10 protein-coding genes are annotated in these 20102 nt (G+C 58.4%); 1 reads left to right on the top strand and 9 read right to left on the bottom strand.

The window, feature by feature from the left end; genetic code table 11:
- Window positions 1-103 precede the first annotated feature (103 nt).
- From PSH64_RS10985 to PSH64_RS10945, 9 genes are all read right to left on the bottom strand, one after another.
- A complete protein-coding gene (locus PSH64_RS10985) occupies window positions 104-424 on the bottom strand; it encodes a hypothetical protein (protein ID WP_305480660.1) in 321 nt (106 codons plus the stop codon).
- Window positions 421-786, bottom strand: coding sequence for a hypothetical protein (locus PSH64_RS10980; RefSeq protein ID WP_305480659.1), 366 nt, complete (start codon window positions 784-786; stop codon window positions 421-423). Before PSH64_RS10980 ends, PSH64_RS10985 begins: the two co-directional genes overlap by 4 nt.
- 9 nt (window positions 787-795) lie before the next feature.
- Window positions 796-1443: a transposase gene (locus tag PSH64_RS10975; protein WP_305480658.1), complete on the bottom strand. Its 648-nt coding sequence runs from the start codon at window positions 1441-1443 to the stop codon at window positions 796-798.
- Between the two features lie 955 nt (window positions 1444-2398).
- The gene (locus tag PSH64_RS10970) at window positions 2399-11608 is read right to left on the bottom strand and encodes a filamentous hemagglutinin N-terminal domain-containing protein (RefSeq protein ID WP_305480657.1); all 9210 of its coding nucleotides are present in this window, start codon (window positions 11606-11608) and stop codon (window positions 2399-2401) included.
- 25 nt (window positions 11609-11633) lie between these two features.
- Complete coding sequence (locus tag PSH64_RS10965; RefSeq protein WP_305480656.1) at window positions 11634-13340, bottom strand: ShlB/FhaC/HecB family hemolysin secretion/activation protein; 1707 nt, start codon at window positions 13338-13340, stop codon at window positions 11634-11636.
- Between the two features lie 335 nt (window positions 13341-13675).
- Window positions 13676-14224: a cupin domain-containing protein gene (locus tag PSH64_RS10960; protein WP_008011722.1), complete on the bottom strand. Its 549-nt coding sequence runs from the start codon at window positions 14222-14224 to the stop codon at window positions 13676-13678.
- A gap of 410 nt (window positions 14225-14634) precedes the next feature.
- Window positions 14635-15918 (bottom strand): FAD-binding oxidoreductase, encoded by a 1284-nt coding sequence (locus PSH64_RS10955; protein ID WP_305480655.1) that lies wholly within the window; start codon window positions 15916-15918, stop codon window positions 14635-14637.
- A gap of 52 nt (window positions 15919-15970) precedes the next feature.
- The gene (locus PSH64_RS10950; RefSeq protein ID WP_305480654.1) at window positions 15971-17461 is read right to left on the bottom strand and encodes an aldehyde dehydrogenase; all 1491 of its coding nucleotides are present in this window, start codon (window positions 17459-17461) and stop codon (window positions 15971-15973) included.
- A 207-nt stretch (window positions 17462-17668) separates the two neighbouring features.
- Entirely contained in the window at window positions 17669-19045 is a 1377-nt protein-coding gene (locus tag PSH64_RS10945) for a glutamine synthetase family protein (RefSeq protein WP_105348557.1), read from the bottom strand.
- 279 nt (window positions 19046-19324) lie between these two features.
- Between PSH64_RS10945 and PSH64_RS10940 the strand changes: the two genes are divergently transcribed.
- Window positions 19325-20086 (top strand): gamma-glutamyl-gamma-aminobutyrate hydrolase family protein, encoded by a 762-nt coding sequence (locus PSH64_RS10940; protein ID WP_305480653.1) that lies wholly within the window; start codon window positions 19325-19327, stop codon window positions 20084-20086.
- Window positions 20087-20102: the final 16 nt, after the last annotated feature.

Here is a 20102-nt window from a genome sequence, read left to right as displayed (position 1 = left end):
CCCGCTTTCGCGTCCCCTTTACGTTTCACTGGGACAGATCACATTTAAATCGAGCCTGCCAAAAAACGTGTTCTGCCCCGTTTATCCATCTACCATAAACGCATCAAAAATCCTCGTGCCTCAGCAAGCTAAATCCGCCTTCTACTTTTAACATACCCATTAATTCAAGAGAGCGATTTGTCGCATTTACATAGAACAGAATTGGGTATTCGGCAAACGCTTGTTCTACAGCTTCACCATCGAAAGGATCAATGTTATTTTTCAGAACAAAATGCTCAGAACCACTGTCACCCTGAAAATAATAAACACCGCCGTGATAAGTGCTATATCTTTCCTCAAGCAGGATTCCAGCAAGATCTTTTATCTGCGCCCTTGCCAAAGCCAGACTCAAATATTTCATTCCATACAAATCATAAGTTTTCATTTTGGTAGTACTACGCTCGGTGCTCGGCTCGTAGCTGCAGCCGAAGAGTCATAAATCATAAAGTTAACTTCACGACCTGCTTGTGAACTCAACTTGCTAGCGAGATCTTGCAATCCAAGAGCTTTTAGATCTCTTGCACTCAGTGGACCAGTGCGCGTTCCTCCGCTTCTAACCCCTATACCTAAAGCTTGAGCACGCTGCAACAGCTCTGGACTTGCCAACGCCACATCGAAATCACTGACTCTTCCAGCATCAAATGCTTGCCCCGTTTTAAAGCTTTGCCCGGTTACGGAGCTTCCTTGAAGAATGGGCTCAACATCCCCATAACCCGCATATAAACGGGGACAGACCACGTTTTCCATCTAAAAAATCTAGTGCTTTTTCGGTCTGCCCGGGCATCCCCGCCGAGCTCGTCGCCCAATCATAGCTTCAATTTCGGCTACAAATCGCGAACCACCAAGTACATAGTTGCCATTGGTGGCAGCCCGAATCTGGTCAACCAATCCTATCTCCAACTCGCTTCTAAAAAGCTCGCGATAGACTTCAGCAGTCGATACATCTGTGTCCCCAAGCGATAGGTACTGAGCATGCGGGGTAATGAGATGCGAAAACTCTGATTGTGCGTTAGCACGATAACTCGACCAACGATATTCCGCAGGATGCGTCACCATTTTGGCTCTGACAGGATTCATCTCAATGTAGCGATAACAGGCCAATACATAACTATCACTTTGAACAAGGCACGAACGGAAGCGTCCTTCCCATAAAGTCCCACTACGTCCATATGTACGATTTATGTATTGCACATATCGTTGCCCTATTCCTTTCATAAGCAAACTGGTACTGCTGTGCTCATGAGGGCTAATCAACAAATGGACATGATTAGTCATAAGACACCATGCGTGAATTTCACACGAATTTTTGTTGGCCTGTTCAGCAAGCAGCTCTAAATAAAAAAGGTAATCATCCTCTGAAAAAAAGCAAACTGATCTATTATTTCCTCGTTGAATCAGATGCAAGGGGACACCTGGCATCAAGAGACGTGCTCTGCGTGGCATATGGTGAATCCGCTCACAATTAATGATGCCAATAGCTTAGTCAATTCTATGAAAAACAATCTCCCTATCTATTTCACACTATTTCAGATCGCTAAAGTGCGACACAGAAAAACGTAGTCTGCCCCCCATTCTCTGCCATTCTCAGGATAAACGTGGTCTGTCCCCGTTTTTCCTGTCCAACACATCAATGTTTTCAGACGACGAGAATGGACAGATGGAAGTGCTTGGGCGAGCGCGCTGTGTAAGAATCGGATGGCCTGCATGGGTTCGTGATCTAGTTTTTGTGTGGTGCAATACAAGCTGCCGCCCCATGCAGGTCTCTACAATTCCCAACTTCTTGATTTCTCGTAGGAAAAAGCGGGGATTTCTCAGGGTCTGTCCCCGCTTTCGCCCGCTTTCGTTTTTAAAGCAGCTTGAGCATTAACACTTGCTGCCTCACTTGTTATGATGGTTCCTTTTGCACCAACTAAACTCTCACTTCAAGAAGCGAAATCTTACTATCATAAAATTGAACCACATCATCTGCAACTGATAGACATTCATTAGTCTCGATCACACTAAGCCCGCAGCCTCCAAAATCCAAATACACTCCAACGCAACCTTCATCGATATCACTAATCCTGTACTCATATACCGACAAAACTTTCAATCCTAGATACTTATCCAACCCGCTTAACGACTTAATCGGGTACGCAAACTCATCATTTATTTCAGACAACTCCAACAATTCCGGATCTGAATCTAACTTTAAAAACCTTGACGTACCCTCGCTAATGGTTAGTGACACCCACCCAGAGTTAGATAACTTAAAAAACAATACCAAAAACTCACAAACCAAATTTCCGTTCATAAAAAATGAGCGAAATCTGACATCGCGCAATACCTCATTGATCAGCACAGCTTTTCGCCCTCCACATTAAAATTTAGATGACTTCTCTGGAATCAACGTATCAAACTCGTATCTCCCATCTGGCAATACTCGCAGACTCACGGTGCTATTAGTCTTGGAGCTATACACATGAATGAGGTCATAATTTCCTCGCACAGTTGAGCTGGGGATCAATGGACTCACAGACGTAACGTTCTCTAAGGTTTCTTTAACCGTCGCTTTAGCCTGCTCTACACCGGCCCTGCTTGTTTCATAGGGTAGGCGACCCTCACCAATTTTTGTTCCCAGCTTTTTGTTGAGGTTAGCCGACTGTGATGCAAAGAAGTCATCTACCTCTCCAAAACCAGGAACCTTCTGAATACCTTTTGCACCAATCGCAGTCCAATCAAATACCTCTCCCACCTCTTTTACAAGGGTATTGCCTGTGTTCGAATTCACCACAGGAAGCTCGCCGATGCCCGAAGCATTCGGCAAACGCGTGCTCGGAACCTTGACGCTGGCTACGCCCAGAGCCCCCACCACTATGTTTCCAGCAGCGTTCCAGAGATCACCATTAAACGCCTGATTCGCACCATAAGCCGCCTGGAGGGCACCATTGGCCGCTGCCGCGATTCGTATGCCAGCCCCCAATGGACCAGTAAGGCCGTACAACGCCGGACTACCGAGGTTCGAAAGGCCCTGTTGCTCGTTGTTAATCTGCAAATAGCCTTGGGCGTCTTTATAGACCAGCTCGTTTTCACTTTTTGGTCTGGTCCAAGCCAACTGCTCGCCCCAGCCTCCCAACTGTGCTCGCAACGCGTCGGCGTAGGCGTTTTTTGCCTCGGTGGTCCCGGCATAGGGGTAAATGCCAACGGAATCAGGACCATTCTGGATCAAAGCATTCGCAAGGGTACGAGCTACATCTTCACCGTACTTGAGCGCCATATCGTATGTGTAAACCTGCACATACGCATTTAGCTCCGCGAGTTCCGCAGCTGAGAGCGAGCTTTTGTCCAGTCGATACTTCGCAAGAAGGTTGTCGCTTCGTTGATCAGCGCCCTCCAGTTCCACCAGTTGTCTGGCAGCGCCAATGCGATTTGTTTCCTTGAACTCTTCACGTGCTCGATCACGTTTGGCTTCGGCGTGATCGCCCAGGAAGTTGTATTGCGTTGCATTCGCCGCCACCGCAGCACCAACCCCGACATCCCCACCCGAAGCCGCCGCCCCTAGCACACCGACAATTTGCGATAACGCGAGAATGTTGGCCTGAGCCTGGTTGTACTCCGCAGAACCCGGAACGAGATTTGAAGGTAAAAGTTTGTCGCCCAGCAATCCGACCAATACTTCGTTGGCGCCACCTGCCAGTGCTCCGGTGCGGAAATCACCGCCCATCGCTTCAGCCAGCAAGCCACCCAAACCCGCATGCAGCAGGATTTTTGCCAAACCGCCCTCTGGCAGGGACAGATCGCCAATTTTCCCCGCGCCGATAGCGCCACCGATACTTGCGGCTACGCCGACAGCCGAACTGGCCAGATTGTCCTTGAAGCTTCCGCCGTAGACAGCCGTCTTGATCACCGCGTCGGCGGTCACCTTGATCGCCACAATCTTCAGGCTATTGGCATCGAAGCCAATCTTTCCCGGGTTGTAATTGAGCCCGTCCATTACGCCGGCCGTGGCAGCAGCCACAACGTAACCTTTGATACTGTCCTTCGAGGTAACGTCTTTGATGACCTTGCCAAGGTTGCCGCGGTTGTCGATGGTGCTGACAGTGGCCTTGGTCGCGGCACTCACCGCGACCGCCTGCATCATCGTGTTCATGCCGGCCATCATTGGCCCCATGACGGCAGCCAACGCAATCGCAATGATCAACTGTGAGGCTGGCCCCAGTCCCGAGTTGCTGTACTTGAACGACTCATGAATCTCCTTGACCTGCCTCCAGTCCACATCGCCCCGTGCTTCGGCTTGCTTCAGCCAGGCCAGTTGCGGGTCTGCTTTGACCATCGCATCAATGGTCTGACTGACGCTTTGCTGATTCACCTCTTTGAGGTCGATTCGCAGACCTTCGACGGCCTTGATCGTGATGTTGCCTTTGGCAATCATCTGGGTCTGGCGCAGTGTCTCGTCGGTATTGCCCTTGCCTTTCGATGAGGTCCAGAAGGCGTCGCCATCGCTCTTGGTGTGGCTCTCGTCATGCAGGTCTTTCACCCCTTCAAAAACAATCGCTCCACCACTGTCCAGCGTGATGTCCTTGCCACTCTCCAGCTTCGCCACCTGATAGCGCTGATCCCCACCGCTGACCAAGGTCAGGTTGCCCCCGGTGGTAATTTCACTGCCGATGTATTTCACATCGGTAACTTCATCGCGTTTGGTTTTCTTCGCGCCGAAGGAGCCCTTTTTCTTCATGTCATACAGCGAGTAGTCGCTGTCTTTCGCCGCAAGAATATCGAGGTTGTCACCCGCCACCAGGTACGCCTCATCCCCTGCGCTAATGCGGCTGGAGATAACCGCGAGATCCTTACCGGCATCCAACTTCAGGTTGCCACCCGCCGTGACACCCGACATGACCTGGCTGACGTGGTCTTCCTGCCTGGTGAGTTTTTTGCTCTTGGACAGGGAGTGCTCTTCATCCGCTGCCGAGCTGATGGTCAGGTTGTCGGTCGCCGTCATGGAGATGTCGCGCTTGGCATCGATCTGGCTGGCGACCGCCGCGATATCCCGGCCGGCCTCCACTGCCAAATCCCGCCCGGCACTCACACTCGCGCCCAGCTGCTTGGTGCTGCTGGTACTGATGCGGCTGTTGGTCGTGTCGTTGGTGGCCACCACCGCTGAGGTCACGGCCACGTCGCGCCCGGCACTCAAGGCCATATCACGGCCACTGCTCAGCACACCGCCAGCGTTGGCAATGTCGCGACCCGCCGACACACTCAGGTCGTTGGCCGCTTCGATGCGCGCCGCGCTGTCGGCGTAGTCGATGTGCTTGTTGCCAAAACGGGTGTTGCTGTCCATCGCGGTGACGGTCCGCTCGTTGAGCACATCACCTCGGGTCGCCGTCACGCTCACATCGCGACCCGCAAGAATGCCGCCCGACTTGTTGACAACGTCATTACCCGCCAGCACATCCAGGCGATTACCCGCCTGAATCAGACCGCTGCTGACCAAGTCCTTGCCCGCCGTCGCCGACAGGTTATGGGTGGCGCGCAGCGTGCCGACGTTGTCCAGGTTCTGACCGGCAATCAGCGTCACGTCGTTGCCGGCAATCAGCGCACCGGTCGGGCCGAGGCGGCCTTCGGCCTGGGCCAGATAGAGCACCGGCACCAGCACTTTTTCGCCGTTCACTTCGTGCTCTTCGAGCCAGACGATGTCGTGGGTCAGGGCCGCGACTTGTTGCGAGGTCAGGCTGACACCCACCGATAGATTGAGGGCGTCCTTGCTGGCGATGGCGTTGTTCATCAGGTACTTGAACAGGCCTTCGTCGCTGGTTTGGCCGTCGATGTAGCGCTGGCCGGTGCGGGCGACGACCGCTTGCTGGATCAGACGCTGTTCGTAGAGGCCGTCACCCAGGCGTTTGGCGCTGGTGTCCGGGTTGTAGCCGAGGTTGCTCAGCAGGTAATCCGAACTCATGAATTGCTTGAGGTCGGTGAGTACCGGGTTGGTTTCGATCAGGTATTTGTGCGGTTGGGATTTGCCGGCGCTATTTGGCAGGCCTTGCACGCGGTTGAGGGTGACTGGCGCACTGGTGGACGCGGTGACTGTGGCGCCGGTGAGGCTCCAGCTTTGTGGGCCAGTGCCGGTCGGGTTGGTGCTGCCTTCCTGACTCAGACGGAACAGGCCGTTCTGGCCCACCGGCAGGCTGAAGCCGGGCAAGGTGAGCGGGTTGACTTGCTGCTGCGCGAGGTCGGGGGCGAGTTGCGCGTTCAGGTGCAACGCGACGGTATTGCCCGTGCCGCTGGCCTGGGTGTTGGCGACTTTGTTGGCACCACCGTTGGTGGCGTAGTCTTCGTGGATGACGCTGTTTTGCAGATCTTGGGTGGCAGTGATGGTGACCTTGCCACCGGCCTGGATCACGGCGTTGCGGCCAGCGGCGGCTGAGGTGCCGTCGATGGCCACTTCGGTGTCGCTGATCAGGGTGTATTGTTCAAGGCTGGTGGGGACTTGCACCAGGTTGTTCGGGTCGTATTGCGAGTTGGGTATGTTGTCGGGGTCGTACCCTGTTTGCGTAATCGGCCAACGACCGTAGCTCACCAGCGCGTCGGTAAGCGCGTCTTTGACGTTGACCACACCGGTAGCATTGCCATCGCCATCCCAGGCCCTGGCCACGACCGGTATCCCGACCCGGAATTCACCGTTGGAGTCCACATACATGACGTTCGGGAAAATAGGGTTGTTGCGCTGGTTGTAAGCGACCACCTGCGGCAGGTAATCGTAGATGTAATGGTTGTCGCGCCATGGCGTCTCGTAAATACGCGTGCGCTCGACGGCCCCTCCCACTGCCCCCACGTTTTTGAGGGTGTCGGCATGAATGGCGATGTTGCCCGCAGCCGTTACCGTGCTTTTACTGTTGAGGAAGGTGCCACCGTTGAATGTCAGGTCTCGGCCTGCGCTCAGCAATGCGGAAGGTGTAGTGTCCGTATCCTGGCCAGCGTCGAAGAACTCGCGGGCGACATAGTCCACCTGAAAGTGCGGACCATCGCAGTCCAGGCAGTGGACAGCAATGTAGCCAGACACCAACTTGCGCCCTACCGCAAAGTTCTGGGTGCCATCATCGCCCAGGGTACGGTTCTGAAAGTCACCGGCATTGAGGGTGAAAGTCCCGCCACTTTCCATCGAACCAGACAGGTTGGCCACTTGGCTGGCCTGCGCCGCGCCGTTGAGGCCCTTGATCAACACATCACCCAAGCCGTACAGATCACCCGCCTGGTTGGTGAAGCGGGTCACTGCCAGGCTCATATCGGCGCCGCTGAACAGCAACCCGCCGTTATTCATCAGAGACGGAGTATTCAGCTCGACCTTCTGCGCAGCGCCCAGGGTGCCCTGGTTGACGATGCTGTTCGCGTTGATCAGCAAATCAGCCGCCGAGGTAATTCGCCCTGCGCTGCTCAGTGCTCCACTGATAGCGAACTCGGTGTGCGCGCCACCGGCAATGCTGCCCGCTGCGCCGAGGTTCAGCTGGTTGGCTGCAAGTTTCAACGCTCCCAGGCTGGTGGTCCGGCCGGTGCCGTTATAGGCACCGGACAAGTTCAGGTTGAAGGTGCCATCGCTGGCGATCAACCCATCGTTCTGCCAGGTGCCGCCTGTACCGCTGAACGCCGTGGACGCCAGTAACTGCCCGCTAGCCGTTTGGGTAAATGAGCCGACGTTGACGCTCAACTGCCCCGCTTGAATCACGCTGCTATTGGTCCAGCTGTCGGCAGTGAGAGTCAGACCGCCACGGGTGACGAAGTTGCCGCCAGCGCTGCCCAGTTGTCCGGTGGCGATATCGAAAATACCGGTACCGACGTGCAGCACATTACCGCCGACGTTGAGCAATCCTCCAGCGCCAAGGCTCAGGTCACTGTTGGCGCTTTCAACGGTCCCGTTGCGGTTGTCGAATACGCCGCTAATGGCGAAGGCGGTTTTGCCGGTGTTGCCCAATGCACGCAGTTGGCCGGTCTGGTTGTCGAGGCTGGCGGCGGTGATGCTCAGAGTGCTTTCACTTTCGATGATGCCCAGGCGATTGTTCAATGCGCCGCGCAGGCTCAGGTCGATCTGTTGCCCGCCGATCTGCCCGTCGTTGTCGCCGCTGTTGTCGAAGTTATTGCCGGTGACGCTGACCCGGCCCTTGGCGTAGAGGCCGCCATTGCGGTTGTCGAAGTTGCCGTTGGTGCCGGTGTCGACGATGGCGTCACCGGTTTGCGCGGTGATCCGCCCGCCGTAGTTGTCGAGGCCGGCCAGTGCCTTGAGGTTCAGGCTCTGGGCCTGAATGATCCCGCCCTGACGATTGTTGTTCAGGTCATAGCCATTGCGCAGTACACCAGTGATATGGCTGCTGAAGGCGCCTTTCAGGCTGGAGAGCACACCGCCACGACTGTCGAGGCTGGCGGCGGTGATGTCGAGGTTGCCGTCCTTGGCGACGATGCGTCCGCTCTGGTTATCGATGGCGCCGCTGGTTTTCACCGTCAGGTCGCCCTGGCTTTGCAGGGTGCCTTTGGCGTTATCGAGGCTGGCGGCGTTGAGCGTCAGGCCGGCGTTGCTGCTGAAGATCTGACCGTTGGCGCTGTTCTGTACGACGCCATTGGCCGTGAGCGTCAACCAATCATTGGCCGCGACAGTGCCGCCATTGCGGTTATCGAGGCCACCGGTCAACAGGTTCAGCAAACCCTGGCTTGCAAGCTGGCCGCCCTGGTTGTCGATCTGCCGCGCGCGCTGAATCACCAGCGGGCCGTTGCTCGCCAGTTTGCCGCTGGTATTGGTCAGGGTGCCGAGCAGATCGAGGGTGATCGCGCCCTTGCCCGCGAAGGTACCGGCGCTGTTGTTCAGATCGGTACCGGTGAAGCGGATGTCCTGCTGGGCATTGATGGTTGCATTGGCGTTGCTGAGGGTTTGGGCCTGAATATCCAGAGCGGCGCCGCTGTCGATCAAACCGCCCTGGGCGTTATTCAGTGTTCCGGCAATGACCAAGGTTTGCGCACCGGCACTGGAAAGAATGCCGTTGTCGCTGTTGTCGAGGCTGGCCGCCGTGACCTTCAACGTGCCGTGACTGACCAGAGCGCCGGCGTTGCTGTTACGCACGGCACCGGTGAGGTCCACCAGCACGTCACCGTCGCGGCTCGACAAGGTGCCCTGATTGCGGTTGTCGAGGCTGCCGCCCAGAAGGCTCAAACTCTGCCAGCCGGAAATCAGTCCATTGAGGTTAGTGGTGGCATCGGCGGTGAGGTCCAGTTGCTGACGACTGATGAGTTTGCCGTCGCTGTTGTCCAGGTTACGGCCCGTCAGGGTGTAGCTTTGGCTGCTGGAGAGTTCACCGCCACGGTTGTTCAAATCCCGCAGGTTGCGGATGCTCAGTTGACCGGTGGTGGTGATCAGGCCGTTGGCGTTGTTCAGGTCGCCCATGGCGCCGCTGAAGTCGATGGCAATGGCGCTGCCGAGCAACGAGCCGCCGTTCTGGTTGTTCAAACTCGCCGCGTTAATGTTCAGGTTTTGGCTGGCGTTGATCAGTCCTTGGTCCTGATTGTCGAGCTGGCCGGTAACCCGAAGTTCGAGGCCGGTGCGACTGGTCAGGGTGCCACCGTTGTTGTTCAGGCTACCGGCCTGTACATCGACGCTTGCCGCCGCGATCAAGCCTTTGATGTTGGTCAGCGCCTGCTGCACGCGCAGGGTCACGGCCTGATTGCCGAGCAGTTTGCCGTCGCTATTGTCGAGGCTGTCGGCCGCCAGCGTGAACGCCTGGGCACTGGATATTTCGCCGTTGCGGTTGTTCACCTGGGCGAGGTTTTTCAGCACCAGTGCCGGGGCATTGATCAAACCGTTCTGGTTATTCAGCTCGCCGTGATTCAGGTCCAGGGTCAGCGACGTGTTACTGGTGAGCTGCCCGCCATCGTGTTGGTCGAGGCTGCTGACACTGACCGTCAGGGCCTTGTTGCTGGCGATCCGGCCTTTGCTGCTGTTATCGACCTGACCGGCGTTGAGGCTCAGGCTGTCGAGGCTGGTCAGTTTGCCGCCCTGGTTGTTCACCGCCCCCGTGGTGGTGATGCTCAAGGCCTGACCGGCGTTCACCAGCCCCGCCACGTTATCCAGCGTGGCCATGCGCAGCGTCGCGGTGGCCAGGCTCGAGAGCTCGCCAGTGCGGTTGTTCAGGTGACCGAGGGTGGCGTCGAGATGACCGGTACTGGTGATCAGACCGTTGCTGTTGAGGACCTGATTGGCCGTGAGGTTGAGGTTGCCGCTGCTCAGCACCCGACCGCTGTTCTGGTTGTCCAAAGTCCCGACGGTGATGTTGGCGATTTGCCCGGCGCTCAACGTGCCGCCCTGATTGTTCAGGGTCTGGCTGGTATTGACCGTCAGGTTGCGGCTGGCCACCACGCTCTTGCCAGTGTTGGTGAAATTCTGCGCATTCAGGTTCACATCACCGCTGGCATTGCGGCTGGTATCGGCGTTGACCCCGGCTTCGATGATGCCGTTGTTGGTCAGCACACCACCGGCCGTCAGCGCGATGCTGTCCCGGGCGGCGAGGGTTTGCTGGTTGGTCAGGTTGCCTTGGGTTTGCACGTTGACGGCGGTGCCGGCGTAGACCGGGCCACGCGCATCGAGACTGGCGGCTTTGACATTGACGGCGCCTGCGGCCGAGGTTTGCGCCAGGCTGAGATGGCCGTTGGCGTCGAGCTGGATATCACCACCGCTGGCGGCCAGGTTGCCGTCGAGTTTCACCCCGACCCCGGCTTCGGTGCCCACCAGTTTGATCGCCCCGGCGTACATGCCGCCCAACGCTGAAGAGTCGATCGCCAGTTGCGGTTTGGCACTGCCGTCATCGGCACGGGCAGTGGCGTTGAGGCTGTCGGCGTTGACGTCGTTGCGACCGGCAACGATGGTCAGGTTCTTCGCCTGGATCTCGGCGTTGATCTTCGCGCTACGGGTGATGATTTCGAAGCGGTCGACGTTGTTGGCGTTCAGCCCGGCGCCGTCGATGGTGACGCTGCCCTGATCGACCTGGAAGCGATCGAGTCGTCCGTTGTCCAGTACCGGTTTGCCGGTGGTCAACGTCACGCGCGGGGTGTTGATGAAGCCGCAGCCGTTGCAGCTGATGCCGTAGGGGTTGGCCACGATGACCCGCGCCGACTGCCCCGCCACTTCGGTGTAGCCGCGCAACTGACTGGGACTGCCGCCGACCACTTCGTTGAGGATGGTTTGCGCCGCGACCCCGCTGGTCAGGTTCGGATTGCCGACAATGATCCCGCCCAACTGCGTGGCGCCGGTCTGATTGGCGACGTTGTTGAGGATGACGCCCTGGGTGCCGACGTTGTAATCGTGGAACTGGTTATGCGACAGGCCCGTGCCGTTGGGCGTGGCGATCTGGACGATCGGCACGCCATTGCCCGCCTGGCCGAGGCTGGTGCCGGGCGTGGCCACCACGATCCCGTCGGCCTGGGCCCACATCGGCTGCCAGAACATGACGTTGGCCAACAGAAACGCCAATCCGCGCTTGGGCATGCCCCAGAAGTGCTCGCGGTTTTTTACGGCAGCAGAGGGCTGGCCGGCCAGAAAGGCCAGTTGGCGAACGTCCATGATTGGAATCTCGTTAAAACAAAATTTAGAGGAAGAAATCCACGCGGAAATAGATCGGCGCTTCGCGCTCGGTCAGCACGTCAGGGCGTTCCAGGGAATGGGCAAAAGTCACGCTGGCGGCCACATGCTGACCCCGGGCGAACAGCTCCACCGAGTCGCTGGACATGCGCCCGTGCTGATCGCCGTTGTAGCGGTCGCCACGGATCACACCCTGGTCGTAACCCAGGCTGGTGCCGTACTCGGCGAACACCGGGCGCAGCCATTCCAAAGTGATCGGGCGGCTCCAGCGCAGGTCGTTGCGCCAGTAGCCGCCGCTGTCGCCGGACAAGGACTGGTCCTTGTAACCGCGAATCGACGACTGCCCGCCGAGGCTGGTGCGCTGTGGGCTGAACAGCACGTCTTCACTGCGCTGGCCGGTCATCAGGCTGCTGAAACTGAAGGACTCGCCCCACAGCTTGAACGGCTGCAGATAACTCGCGGTGGCGGTGTATTTGCGGTAACGGGCGTTCGGCTCGCCGGGGCCCGGATCACCGTTACCCTGGGCGTCGAACGCGCCGATGCCTTGCTGCATGCCCAGGTCGAGGTTGACGAAGGCCGTGCCGATGCGCCGACCGTGGTTGATGCCGAACTGCGCTTCGCTGATGCGGTTGCTGCTCAACCTGAGCTTGCTGTCTTCGATGAAGTTGTTGGTGCGCAGGTACGAGAGGCCGGTGCTGAGGGAGGTCTTGCTCAGGGCGTCGCGATGGATCACCCGCTCGGCGCGCAACTGATGGTTTTCGCTGTCGCCGGTCTGCTTGAAATTGAAACCGTTGGCCTGGGCTTGCGAGCGGTACTCGCTCTGGCTGTAGGTGTAACTGAAGTTCCACCAGCCCCACGGCAGGCTGTAATTGAGCATGGCGTTGTTGGAGGTGTGCTGGTGATCGGTCATCGCATCGTGACCACCGCGCAGCATCAACTGATCGGCCAGGCCCAGCGGGCTGTCCCAATCGAACGTCGTGCCCCACTGCTGCTCGCCGGTGCTGCGCTGGCCGTCGTTACTGCGGGACAACCCGGCACGCCACGGCTTCTGCGGCGTGTTCTTGACCAGCACTTCGCTGCCACCGACGTTCTTGCCCGGCGACAACTCCATCTGCGCCTGATTCGACGGCAAACGGTTGAGCTGATCCACCATCTGCTCGATTTCCCGCAGATTGACCAGCTCCCCGCTCTTACCGGGGAAAGCCATCGCCAATTCGCGGTCCGACAGCTTGCTATCCTGCGCGCCCTTCAACCCTTCGAGCCGCCCCTCGACCACCAGCACCTTCAGATGCCCAGCGGACAAATCCTGCTGCGGCAAGTAGGCCCGGCTGGTGACCAAGCCCTTCTCGATGTACAGATCGGTGATGACTTTCAGCAGCTCGTTGAGCTGCGTGACGCCCAGGCATTGGCCGATATATGGCTTGAGCAGGCGATTTTTCTCACTGTCCGAGAGACTGTCGGCGCCTTTGAGTTCGATGTCCTGGATGGGGAAACACCGGGCGTCGGCCGGGGCCGTCGGTTGAGTGGGTTTGGCTGCCTTGCCGGGCAGTTCCTTGAGCTCCTCGAGACGCCGACGCTGCTCTTCGAGCAAGCGATCCTGACGTTCGCGGATCAGATCGGTTTCACCGGGGGTGGGGGCGGCGTGAACAGGAGTTAGCGGAGAAAGGCACAGCAAAGCCAGGCACAACCTCGCCGCGAGGGCGGGTGGGTACATGTTCGATCCCTCGAATGGAGAGTGATAGCACAATAGTGGCGCGATATTAGATGGCCACTATTTTGGCGTCAAGAAATGGATCCATTCGAGGAGGTTAAGGGAGGACTTGTAATGGCTAAATCGGGCGCTTCCGACGAGAGCGCAGGACGTTTCCTGATGTGGTGTAGAAAAATGCTCACAACACCAAGGCGCTGTAGTCCACAGAGAAAAAGCCGAGTGCCAAACGGCAAGTTCTTTTTTAAGTAATAAAAAACCCGGACTCTGTCCGGGCTTCATTGATAGCGGCCATGGACGGCTGCTATCGACTGCTAAGGGTTTAATGTCTGCTTTAGGTATCAGAAGTTAGCCGGGGTGTTGGCGCTGATGATTTCAGCCTCATCCGCCCCAATATTGCGAAACCGATGCGGCAGCGTCGTCGGAAAGTAATACCCATCCCCGGCATTCAACACACTAATCTGCCCATCCACCGTCAACTCAACCGTGCCACGGGTTACGAGCCCACACTCCTCCCCTTCAGCATGCACGATTGGCTCTTCCCCAGAGCTCGCCCCAGGCGCGTATTGCTCGCGCAACAGCCGCATCTGCCGACTCGGCACCGAAGCCCCGATCAACAACAACCGCAACCCATGACGCCCGAGATCCGGCTGTTCATTAGCCCGAAACACGTACTGGTGCTCGCGAGGCGGCTGATCAAAGGTGAAGAAGTCCGCCAAGGACATGGGAATGCCTTCGAGCAGTTTTTTCAGGGAGCTGACGGAGGGACTGACGCGATTCTGTTCGATCAGGGAGATGGTGGCATTGGTGACGCCGCTACGCCGGGCCAGCTCGCGCTGGGACAGTTTGTAGCTTTCGCGTACTAATTTGAGTCGTGAGCCCGTGTCCATGACAGCCTTATGTGAGAACGACTTAAGGGGTAATGGGGGTGGGTGGCGGGCGACTGGTGGCCGCGGAGTACGCCGTTTCCCGTCCCGGAACCGTGGAAGGCGGGTATTAAATCACGTTTGCGGGGGTTGCTCAGCAGGTTCGATAAACGGCTGGATAAAACGGCCGTTGCCACGGATAACGGTGCTGAAACTGTGGGAGCGGGCTTGCTCGCGAATGCGGTGTGTCAGGCAGCATCGATGGTGGCTGATACGGCCTCTTCGCGGGCAAGCCCGCTCCCACAGTTTGGTCCTGGTCGCCCGCAGATTTTGTGCCTGCCCCGCTCCCACAGGGATTGCGGTGTTCCATGTCTTGGGTGACTGGCATCAAAAGCCGGCGGCACCTTTTGGGGTGGCCGCCGGTAAGGTTAAAGCTAGATGCCGAAACGATCCCGCAGCGCGTAATACGCCGCGCCCATGGCGGTGAGTGGGGCCTGGAAGGTGCGGCCGCCGAGCATCGGCATGTGCGGCAGGGAGGCGAAGGCGTCGAAGCGTTCGGCGTCGCCGCGGATCATTTCCGAGATCAGTTTGCCGGCCAGGTGCGAGCAGGTGACGCCGTGGCCGCTGTAGCCTTGCATGTAGTAGGCGTTTTTCTCGATGCGGCCGAATTGCGGCATGCGCGACATGGTCAGCAGGAAGTTGCCGGTCCAACGGTAGTCGATTTTCACGTCCTTGAGTTGCGGGAAGGTCTTGAGGATTTTCGGGCGGATCAGTTGTTCGATGTCGTCCGGCTCGCGGGCACCGTAGACCACGCCGCCGCCGTACAGCAGGCGGTTGTCGGCGGTGAGGCGGTAGTAGTCGAGCAGGTAGTTGCAGTCTTCGACGCAGTAATTATTGGTAATCAGGCTGCGGGCGACTTTCTCGGACAGCGGCTCGGTGACGACAATTTGCGAACCGCAGGGCATGCTTTTGCGGGTGACGCGGTTGTCGAGATCTTGCGGCAGATAGGCGTTGCCGGCGATCAGCAGGTACTTGGCCCGCACCACGCCTTTGGCGGTGCGCACAGTGATCGGCTCGCCGTAGGAGATGTCCACGGCGGCGGATTGTTCGTAGATTTTGCCGCCCAGGCGAATGATCGCGGCAGCTTCGCCGAGGGCCAGGTTCAGCGGGTGGATATGGCCGCCCTGCATGTCCAGCAGGCCGCCGACGTAGTTGTCGCAACCGACTTCGCGCTGGATGTCCGAGGCGTCGAGCATTTTCAGGTTGTTGTTGCCGTAACGTTCCCAGTTGCGCTTCTGCTCGGCCAGGCCGTTGAGTTGCTTCTTGTTCAGCGCTGCGAAGATGCCGCCGGGGCGGTAATCGCATTTGATGTCGTATTCCTTGATGCGCGAACGGATGATGTCGGCGCCTTCGAAGATCATGCTGCCGAGCACTTCGGCGGTCTTGTCGCCGTAGCGCTCTTCGATCACATCGACGTCGCGGCTGTAGGAGTTGACCAGTTGGCCACCGTTGCGACCGCTGGCGCCGAAGCCGACTTTCGCCGCTTCCAGCACCGTAACCTTATAGCCGGCTTCGGTCAGGAACAGCGCCGAGGACAGGCCGGTGTAGCCGGCGCCGATGATGCAGACATCGCAATCCACCGCTTCTTCCAGGGTCGGGAAATCGATGGCTTCGTTGCGGGTGGCGGCGTAGTAGCTGTTGACGTGCTGTTGTTTCATAACGTTCTCCGAGGGCCGCCGGCATATACCGGCGACCGCCGCTGCAAAAGTGTTAGAGCTTGATCCAGGTCGCTTTGAGTTCGGTGTATTTGTCGAACGCGTGCAGCGATTTGTCCCGACCGTTACCCGACTGCTTGAACCCGCCGAACGGCGCGGTCATGTCGCCGCCGTCGTACTGGTTGACCCAGACGCTGCCGGCGCGCAAGCCACGAGCGAAGGTGTGGGCCTTGCTGAGATTGCTGGTCCACACACCAGCGGCGAGGCCGAAGATGCTGTCGTTGGCAATCGCCAGCGCTTCTTCAGTGGTGTCAAAGGTGATCAGCGACAGCACCGGGCCGAAGATTTCTTCCCGGGCGATGGTCATGGCGTTGGTCACGCCGTCGAAAATCGCCGGTTCCACGTAAAGGCCACCGGTGCCTTCGAGGGCACGATTGCCGCCAGCAATCAGTTGCGCGCCCTGGTCTTTGCCGACCTGGATGTAGCGCAGCACATTGTCCAATTGGCGCTGATCGACGACGGCGCCGACGGTGGTTTCCGGGTCGAGCGCATGTCCTGGTTTCCAGGCTTGCAGTGCCTCCACCAGCAGTGGAATGAACTGTTCGCGAATCGAACGCTCCACCAGCAGGCGCGAGCCGGCGGTGCAGACTTCGCCCTGGTTGAAGGCAATTGCGCTGACCGCTGCCTGTGCTGCCGCGCGCAAGTCCGGCGCGTCGGCGAACACCACGTTGGGGCTCTTGCCACCCGCCTCCAGCCACACCCGTTTCATGTTGCTTTGCCCGGCGTAGATCAGCAGTTGCTTGGCAATCGCGGTGGAGCCCGTGAAGGCCAGCACGTCGACGTCCATGTGCAACGCCAGCGCCTTGCCGACGGTATGACCGAAGCCCGGCAAGACGTTGAACACGCCTTTGGGAATGCCGGCGTCGAGGGCCAGTTGCGCGATGCGGATCGCCGTCAGCGGTGATTTTTCCGAAGGCTTGAGGATGAACGAGTTGCCTGCCGCCAGGGCCGGGGCGAATTTCCAGCTGGCCATGATCAGCGGGAAGTTCCACGGCACGATGGCGGCAACCACGCCTGCTGGCTCACGAGTGACGAGGCCCAATTGGTCGTGCGGAGTGGCGGCGACTTCGTCGTAGATTTTGTCGATCGCTTCGGCGCTCCAGCGGATCGCGTTGGCGGCCGCTGGAATGTCGATGGCCATGGAATCGCTGATCGGTTTACCCATGTCGAGGGTTTCCAGCAGCGCCAGTTCTTCCTGGTTGGCCAGGATCAAGTCCGCGAAGCGAATCAAGATGCGCTTGCGTTCCGCGGGTGCCAGTCGCGCCCAGATGCCGGATTCAAATGTGCGGCGCGCGACGGCGACTGCCGCATTGGCGTCGGCTTCGTCGGTGCTGGCGATGTTCGCCAGAAAGCGGCCGTCGACCGGGCTGATGCACTCGAAGGTATCGCCGCTGAGTGCCGGGCGGTATTGGCCGTCGATGAATGCGCGGCCTTCGAGTGTTAGGGACTGGAAGCGTTGTTCCCAGTCGCTGCGAGTGTTTGTCATGGTTGTGACTCGACGCAGAGGAATAAGTAGTCGTCGGACTGAAGCCGACTGATTAACGATCAGAAACCACGATTCCCTGTGGGAGCGGGCTTGCTCGCGAAAGCGGTGTATCAGGCGACATCAGCATTGACTGATCCGCCGCTTTCGCGAGCAAGCCCGCTCCCACAGTTGATCGATGTTGTTCGCAAAGCCTGCGCATGCAGCCCATCAAACCGTGTGCAGGTACCAGTTGTACTCAAGGTCCGAAATGGAGTTCTCGAACTCGGCCAGCTCGCTTTCCTTGCACGCCACGAACACGTCGATGTACAGCGGGTCGATGTAGCGCGCCATGACTTCGCTGTCGTCCAGTTCGCGCAATGCATCGCGCAGGTTGTTCGGCAGGCTTTGCTCGTTCTGCTCGTAGCTGTTGCCTTCCACCGGGGCGCCCGGTTCGATTTCGTTGGTCAGGCCGTGGTGAATACCGGCCAGGACTGAGGCCATCAGCAGGTACGGGTTGGCATCGGCGCCGGCGACGCGGTGCTCGATGCGCACGGCATCCGCCGAACCGGTGGGCACGCGTACCGCCACGGTACGGTTGTCGATGCCCCAGCTTGGCGAGTTCGGCACATAGAACTGAGCGCCGAAACGCCGGTACGAGTTGACGTTCGGGCACAGGAAGGCCATCTGCGCCGGCAGGGTCTCGAGCACACCGCCGATCGCGTGTCGCAGCGCGGCGTTCTGCTCGGGATCCTCGCTGGCGAAGATGTTGTTGCCTTGCTTGTCGAGGATCGAAATGTGCACGTGCAAACCATTACCCGCCTGGCCCGGATACGGCTTGGCCATGAAGGTGGTGTCCATCTCGTGGTCGTAGGCGATGTTCTTCACCAGACGCTTGAGCAGCACCGCGTAGTCGCAAGCCTTTATAGGGTCGGCCACGTGATGCAGGTTGACTTCGAATTGCGCCGGGGCACTTTCCTTGACGATCGCGTCCGCCGGGATGCCCTGCTCTTTCGCGCCTTCGAGGATGTCTTGCAGGCAGTCGACGTATTCGTCCAGATCGTCGATCAGGTACACCTGAGTCGACATCGGACGCTTGCCTGAAACTGGCGAGCGTGGCGACTGCGGACGACCGTTCACGTTGTCCTGGTCGATCAGGTAGAACTCCAGCTCGAACGCCGCGCAGATGGTCAGGCCCATGTCATCGAACTTGCTCACCACCTGACGCAGCACTTCGCGCGGGTCGGCGAAGAACGGCTGGCCTTCGAGTTCGTGCATGGTCATCAGCAGCTGCGCGGTCGGACGCTTCTGCCAGGGTTCGATGCTGAGGGTATCGGGAATGGGATAGCAGATGCGATCCGAGTCGCCGATGTCCAGACCCAGGCCGGTGCTTTCCACCGTCGAGCCATTGATATCCAGAGCAAATAAAGAGGCCGGCAGGTTGATGCCTTTTTCGTAGACCTTGTGAAGACTGGTGCGCTCGATGCGCTTGCCGCGCACCACACCGTTCATATCCGCAATCAGAAGGTCGACGTACAAAACCTCAGGATGTTGCTTAAGGAATGCGTTTGCTTCGTTGAGTTGAACGGCACGCAGAGGGACCGACATGATGCACCTATTAGCTGTTAATTATTATGTTCACTTCGCTTGCGAGAGCCAGTCAACCCGAACGGCAAAGTGAAGTCAATAGCGAACACCAGCCCCTTCAGCCTTTATTTTCTGGCCTTTTTTGGGCGCCTTGGTGCCATATCAGGCTTGCGCACCGCGTAGATCCTCGACATCAGACGTTCGGCGTTTAGAATTTTTTACATGAGAGTTGTTAATTAAAATCAACAAGGCTAAGCTCCGGAAAAGCTCGTTCAAGTGTGAAACTTCGAGGTGATAAAAATGGCATTCAAGCCATTGATCGGCGTTACTGCGTGCGTCAAACAGATTGGCCTGCACCCCTACCACGTCAGCGGCGACAAGTACTTGCGTGCTGTCAGCGTCGCGGCATTGGGGTTGCCAGTAGTCATTCCTTCCTTAGGCGACCTGACCGAAACCGATGCGCTGCTCGCGCAGCTCGACGGTCTGTTGCTGACCGGCTCGCCATCGAATGTGGAGCCCTTCCACTATCAAGGCCCGGCCAGCGCTCCCGGTACGGATCACGATCCGCAACGGGACGCCACCACCCTGCCCTTATTGCGCGCAGCCATCGCCGCCGGTGTTCCGGTGCTCGGCATCTGCCGGGGCTTTCAGGAAATGAACGTGGCGTTCGGTGGCAGCCTGCATCAGAAGGTGCATGAGCTACCCGGCATGCTCGATCACCGGGAAGCGGACAGTCCCGATCTGGCCGTGCAGTACGCAGCGGCCCATGCGGTGACTGTACAACCGGGCGGTGTGTTCGAAGCACTGGACCTGCCGCAGGTATTCCAGGTCAATTCGATTCACAGCCAGGGCATTGACCGACTGGCTCCCGGCCTGCGCGCTGAGGCGATCGCGCCGGATGGTTTGATCGAGGCGATTTCTGTCGAGCACAGCAAGGCCTTCGCCGTCGGCGTGCAATGGCACCCGGAATGGCAGGTGCTTTCGAATCCCCCCTATTTGAGTATTTTCCAGGCGTTTGGCGAAGCGTGCCGGCAACGGGCGGCGCTGCGTAATACGCGCTGACTTCAAAAAGCATTCA

The organism is Pseudomonas sp. FP1742, from assembly GCF_030687145.1.
GTDB classification, from domain to species: domain Bacteria; phylum Pseudomonadota; class Gammaproteobacteria; order Pseudomonadales; family Pseudomonadaceae; genus Aquipseudomonas; species Aquipseudomonas frederiksbergensis_D.
The sequence above is the reverse complement of the archived record's forward strand: the minus strand, read 5'-3'. Positions and strand labels throughout refer to the sequence as shown.

Coding starts and splice junctions, on each gene's coding strand:
- PSH64_RS10980 (WP_305480659.1), bottom strand. CDS start 786: ATGGAAAACGTGGTCTGTCCCCGTTTATATGCGGGTTATGGGGATGTT.
- PSH64_RS10955 (WP_305480655.1), bottom strand. CDS start 15,918: ATGAAACAACAGCACGTCAACAGCTACTACGCCGCCACCCGCAACGAA.
- PSH64_RS10940 (WP_305480653.1), top strand. CDS start 19,325: ATGGCATTCAAGCCATTGATCGGCGTTACTGCGTGCGTCAAACAGATT.
- PSH64_RS10945 (WP_105348557.1), bottom strand. CDS start 19,045: ATGTCGGTCCCTCTGCGTGCCGTTCAACTCAACGAAGCAAACGCATTC.
- PSH64_RS10970 (WP_305480657.1), bottom strand. CDS start 11,608: ATGGACGTTCGCCAACTGGCCTTTCTGGCCGGCCAGCCCTCTGCTGCC.
- PSH64_RS10950 (WP_305480654.1), bottom strand. CDS start 17,461: ATGACAAACACTCGCAGCGACTGGGAACAACGCTTCCAGTCCCTAACA.
- PSH64_RS10985 (WP_305480660.1), bottom strand. CDS start 424: ATGAAAACTTATGATTTGTATGGAATGAAATATTTGAGTCTGGCTTTG.
- PSH64_RS10965 (WP_305480656.1), bottom strand. CDS start 13,340: ATGTACCCACCCGCCCTCGCGGCGAGGTTGTGCCTGGCTTTGCTGTGC.
- PSH64_RS10960 (WP_008011722.1), bottom strand. CDS start 14,224: ATGGACACGGGCTCACGACTCAAATTAGTACGCGAAAGCTACAAACTG.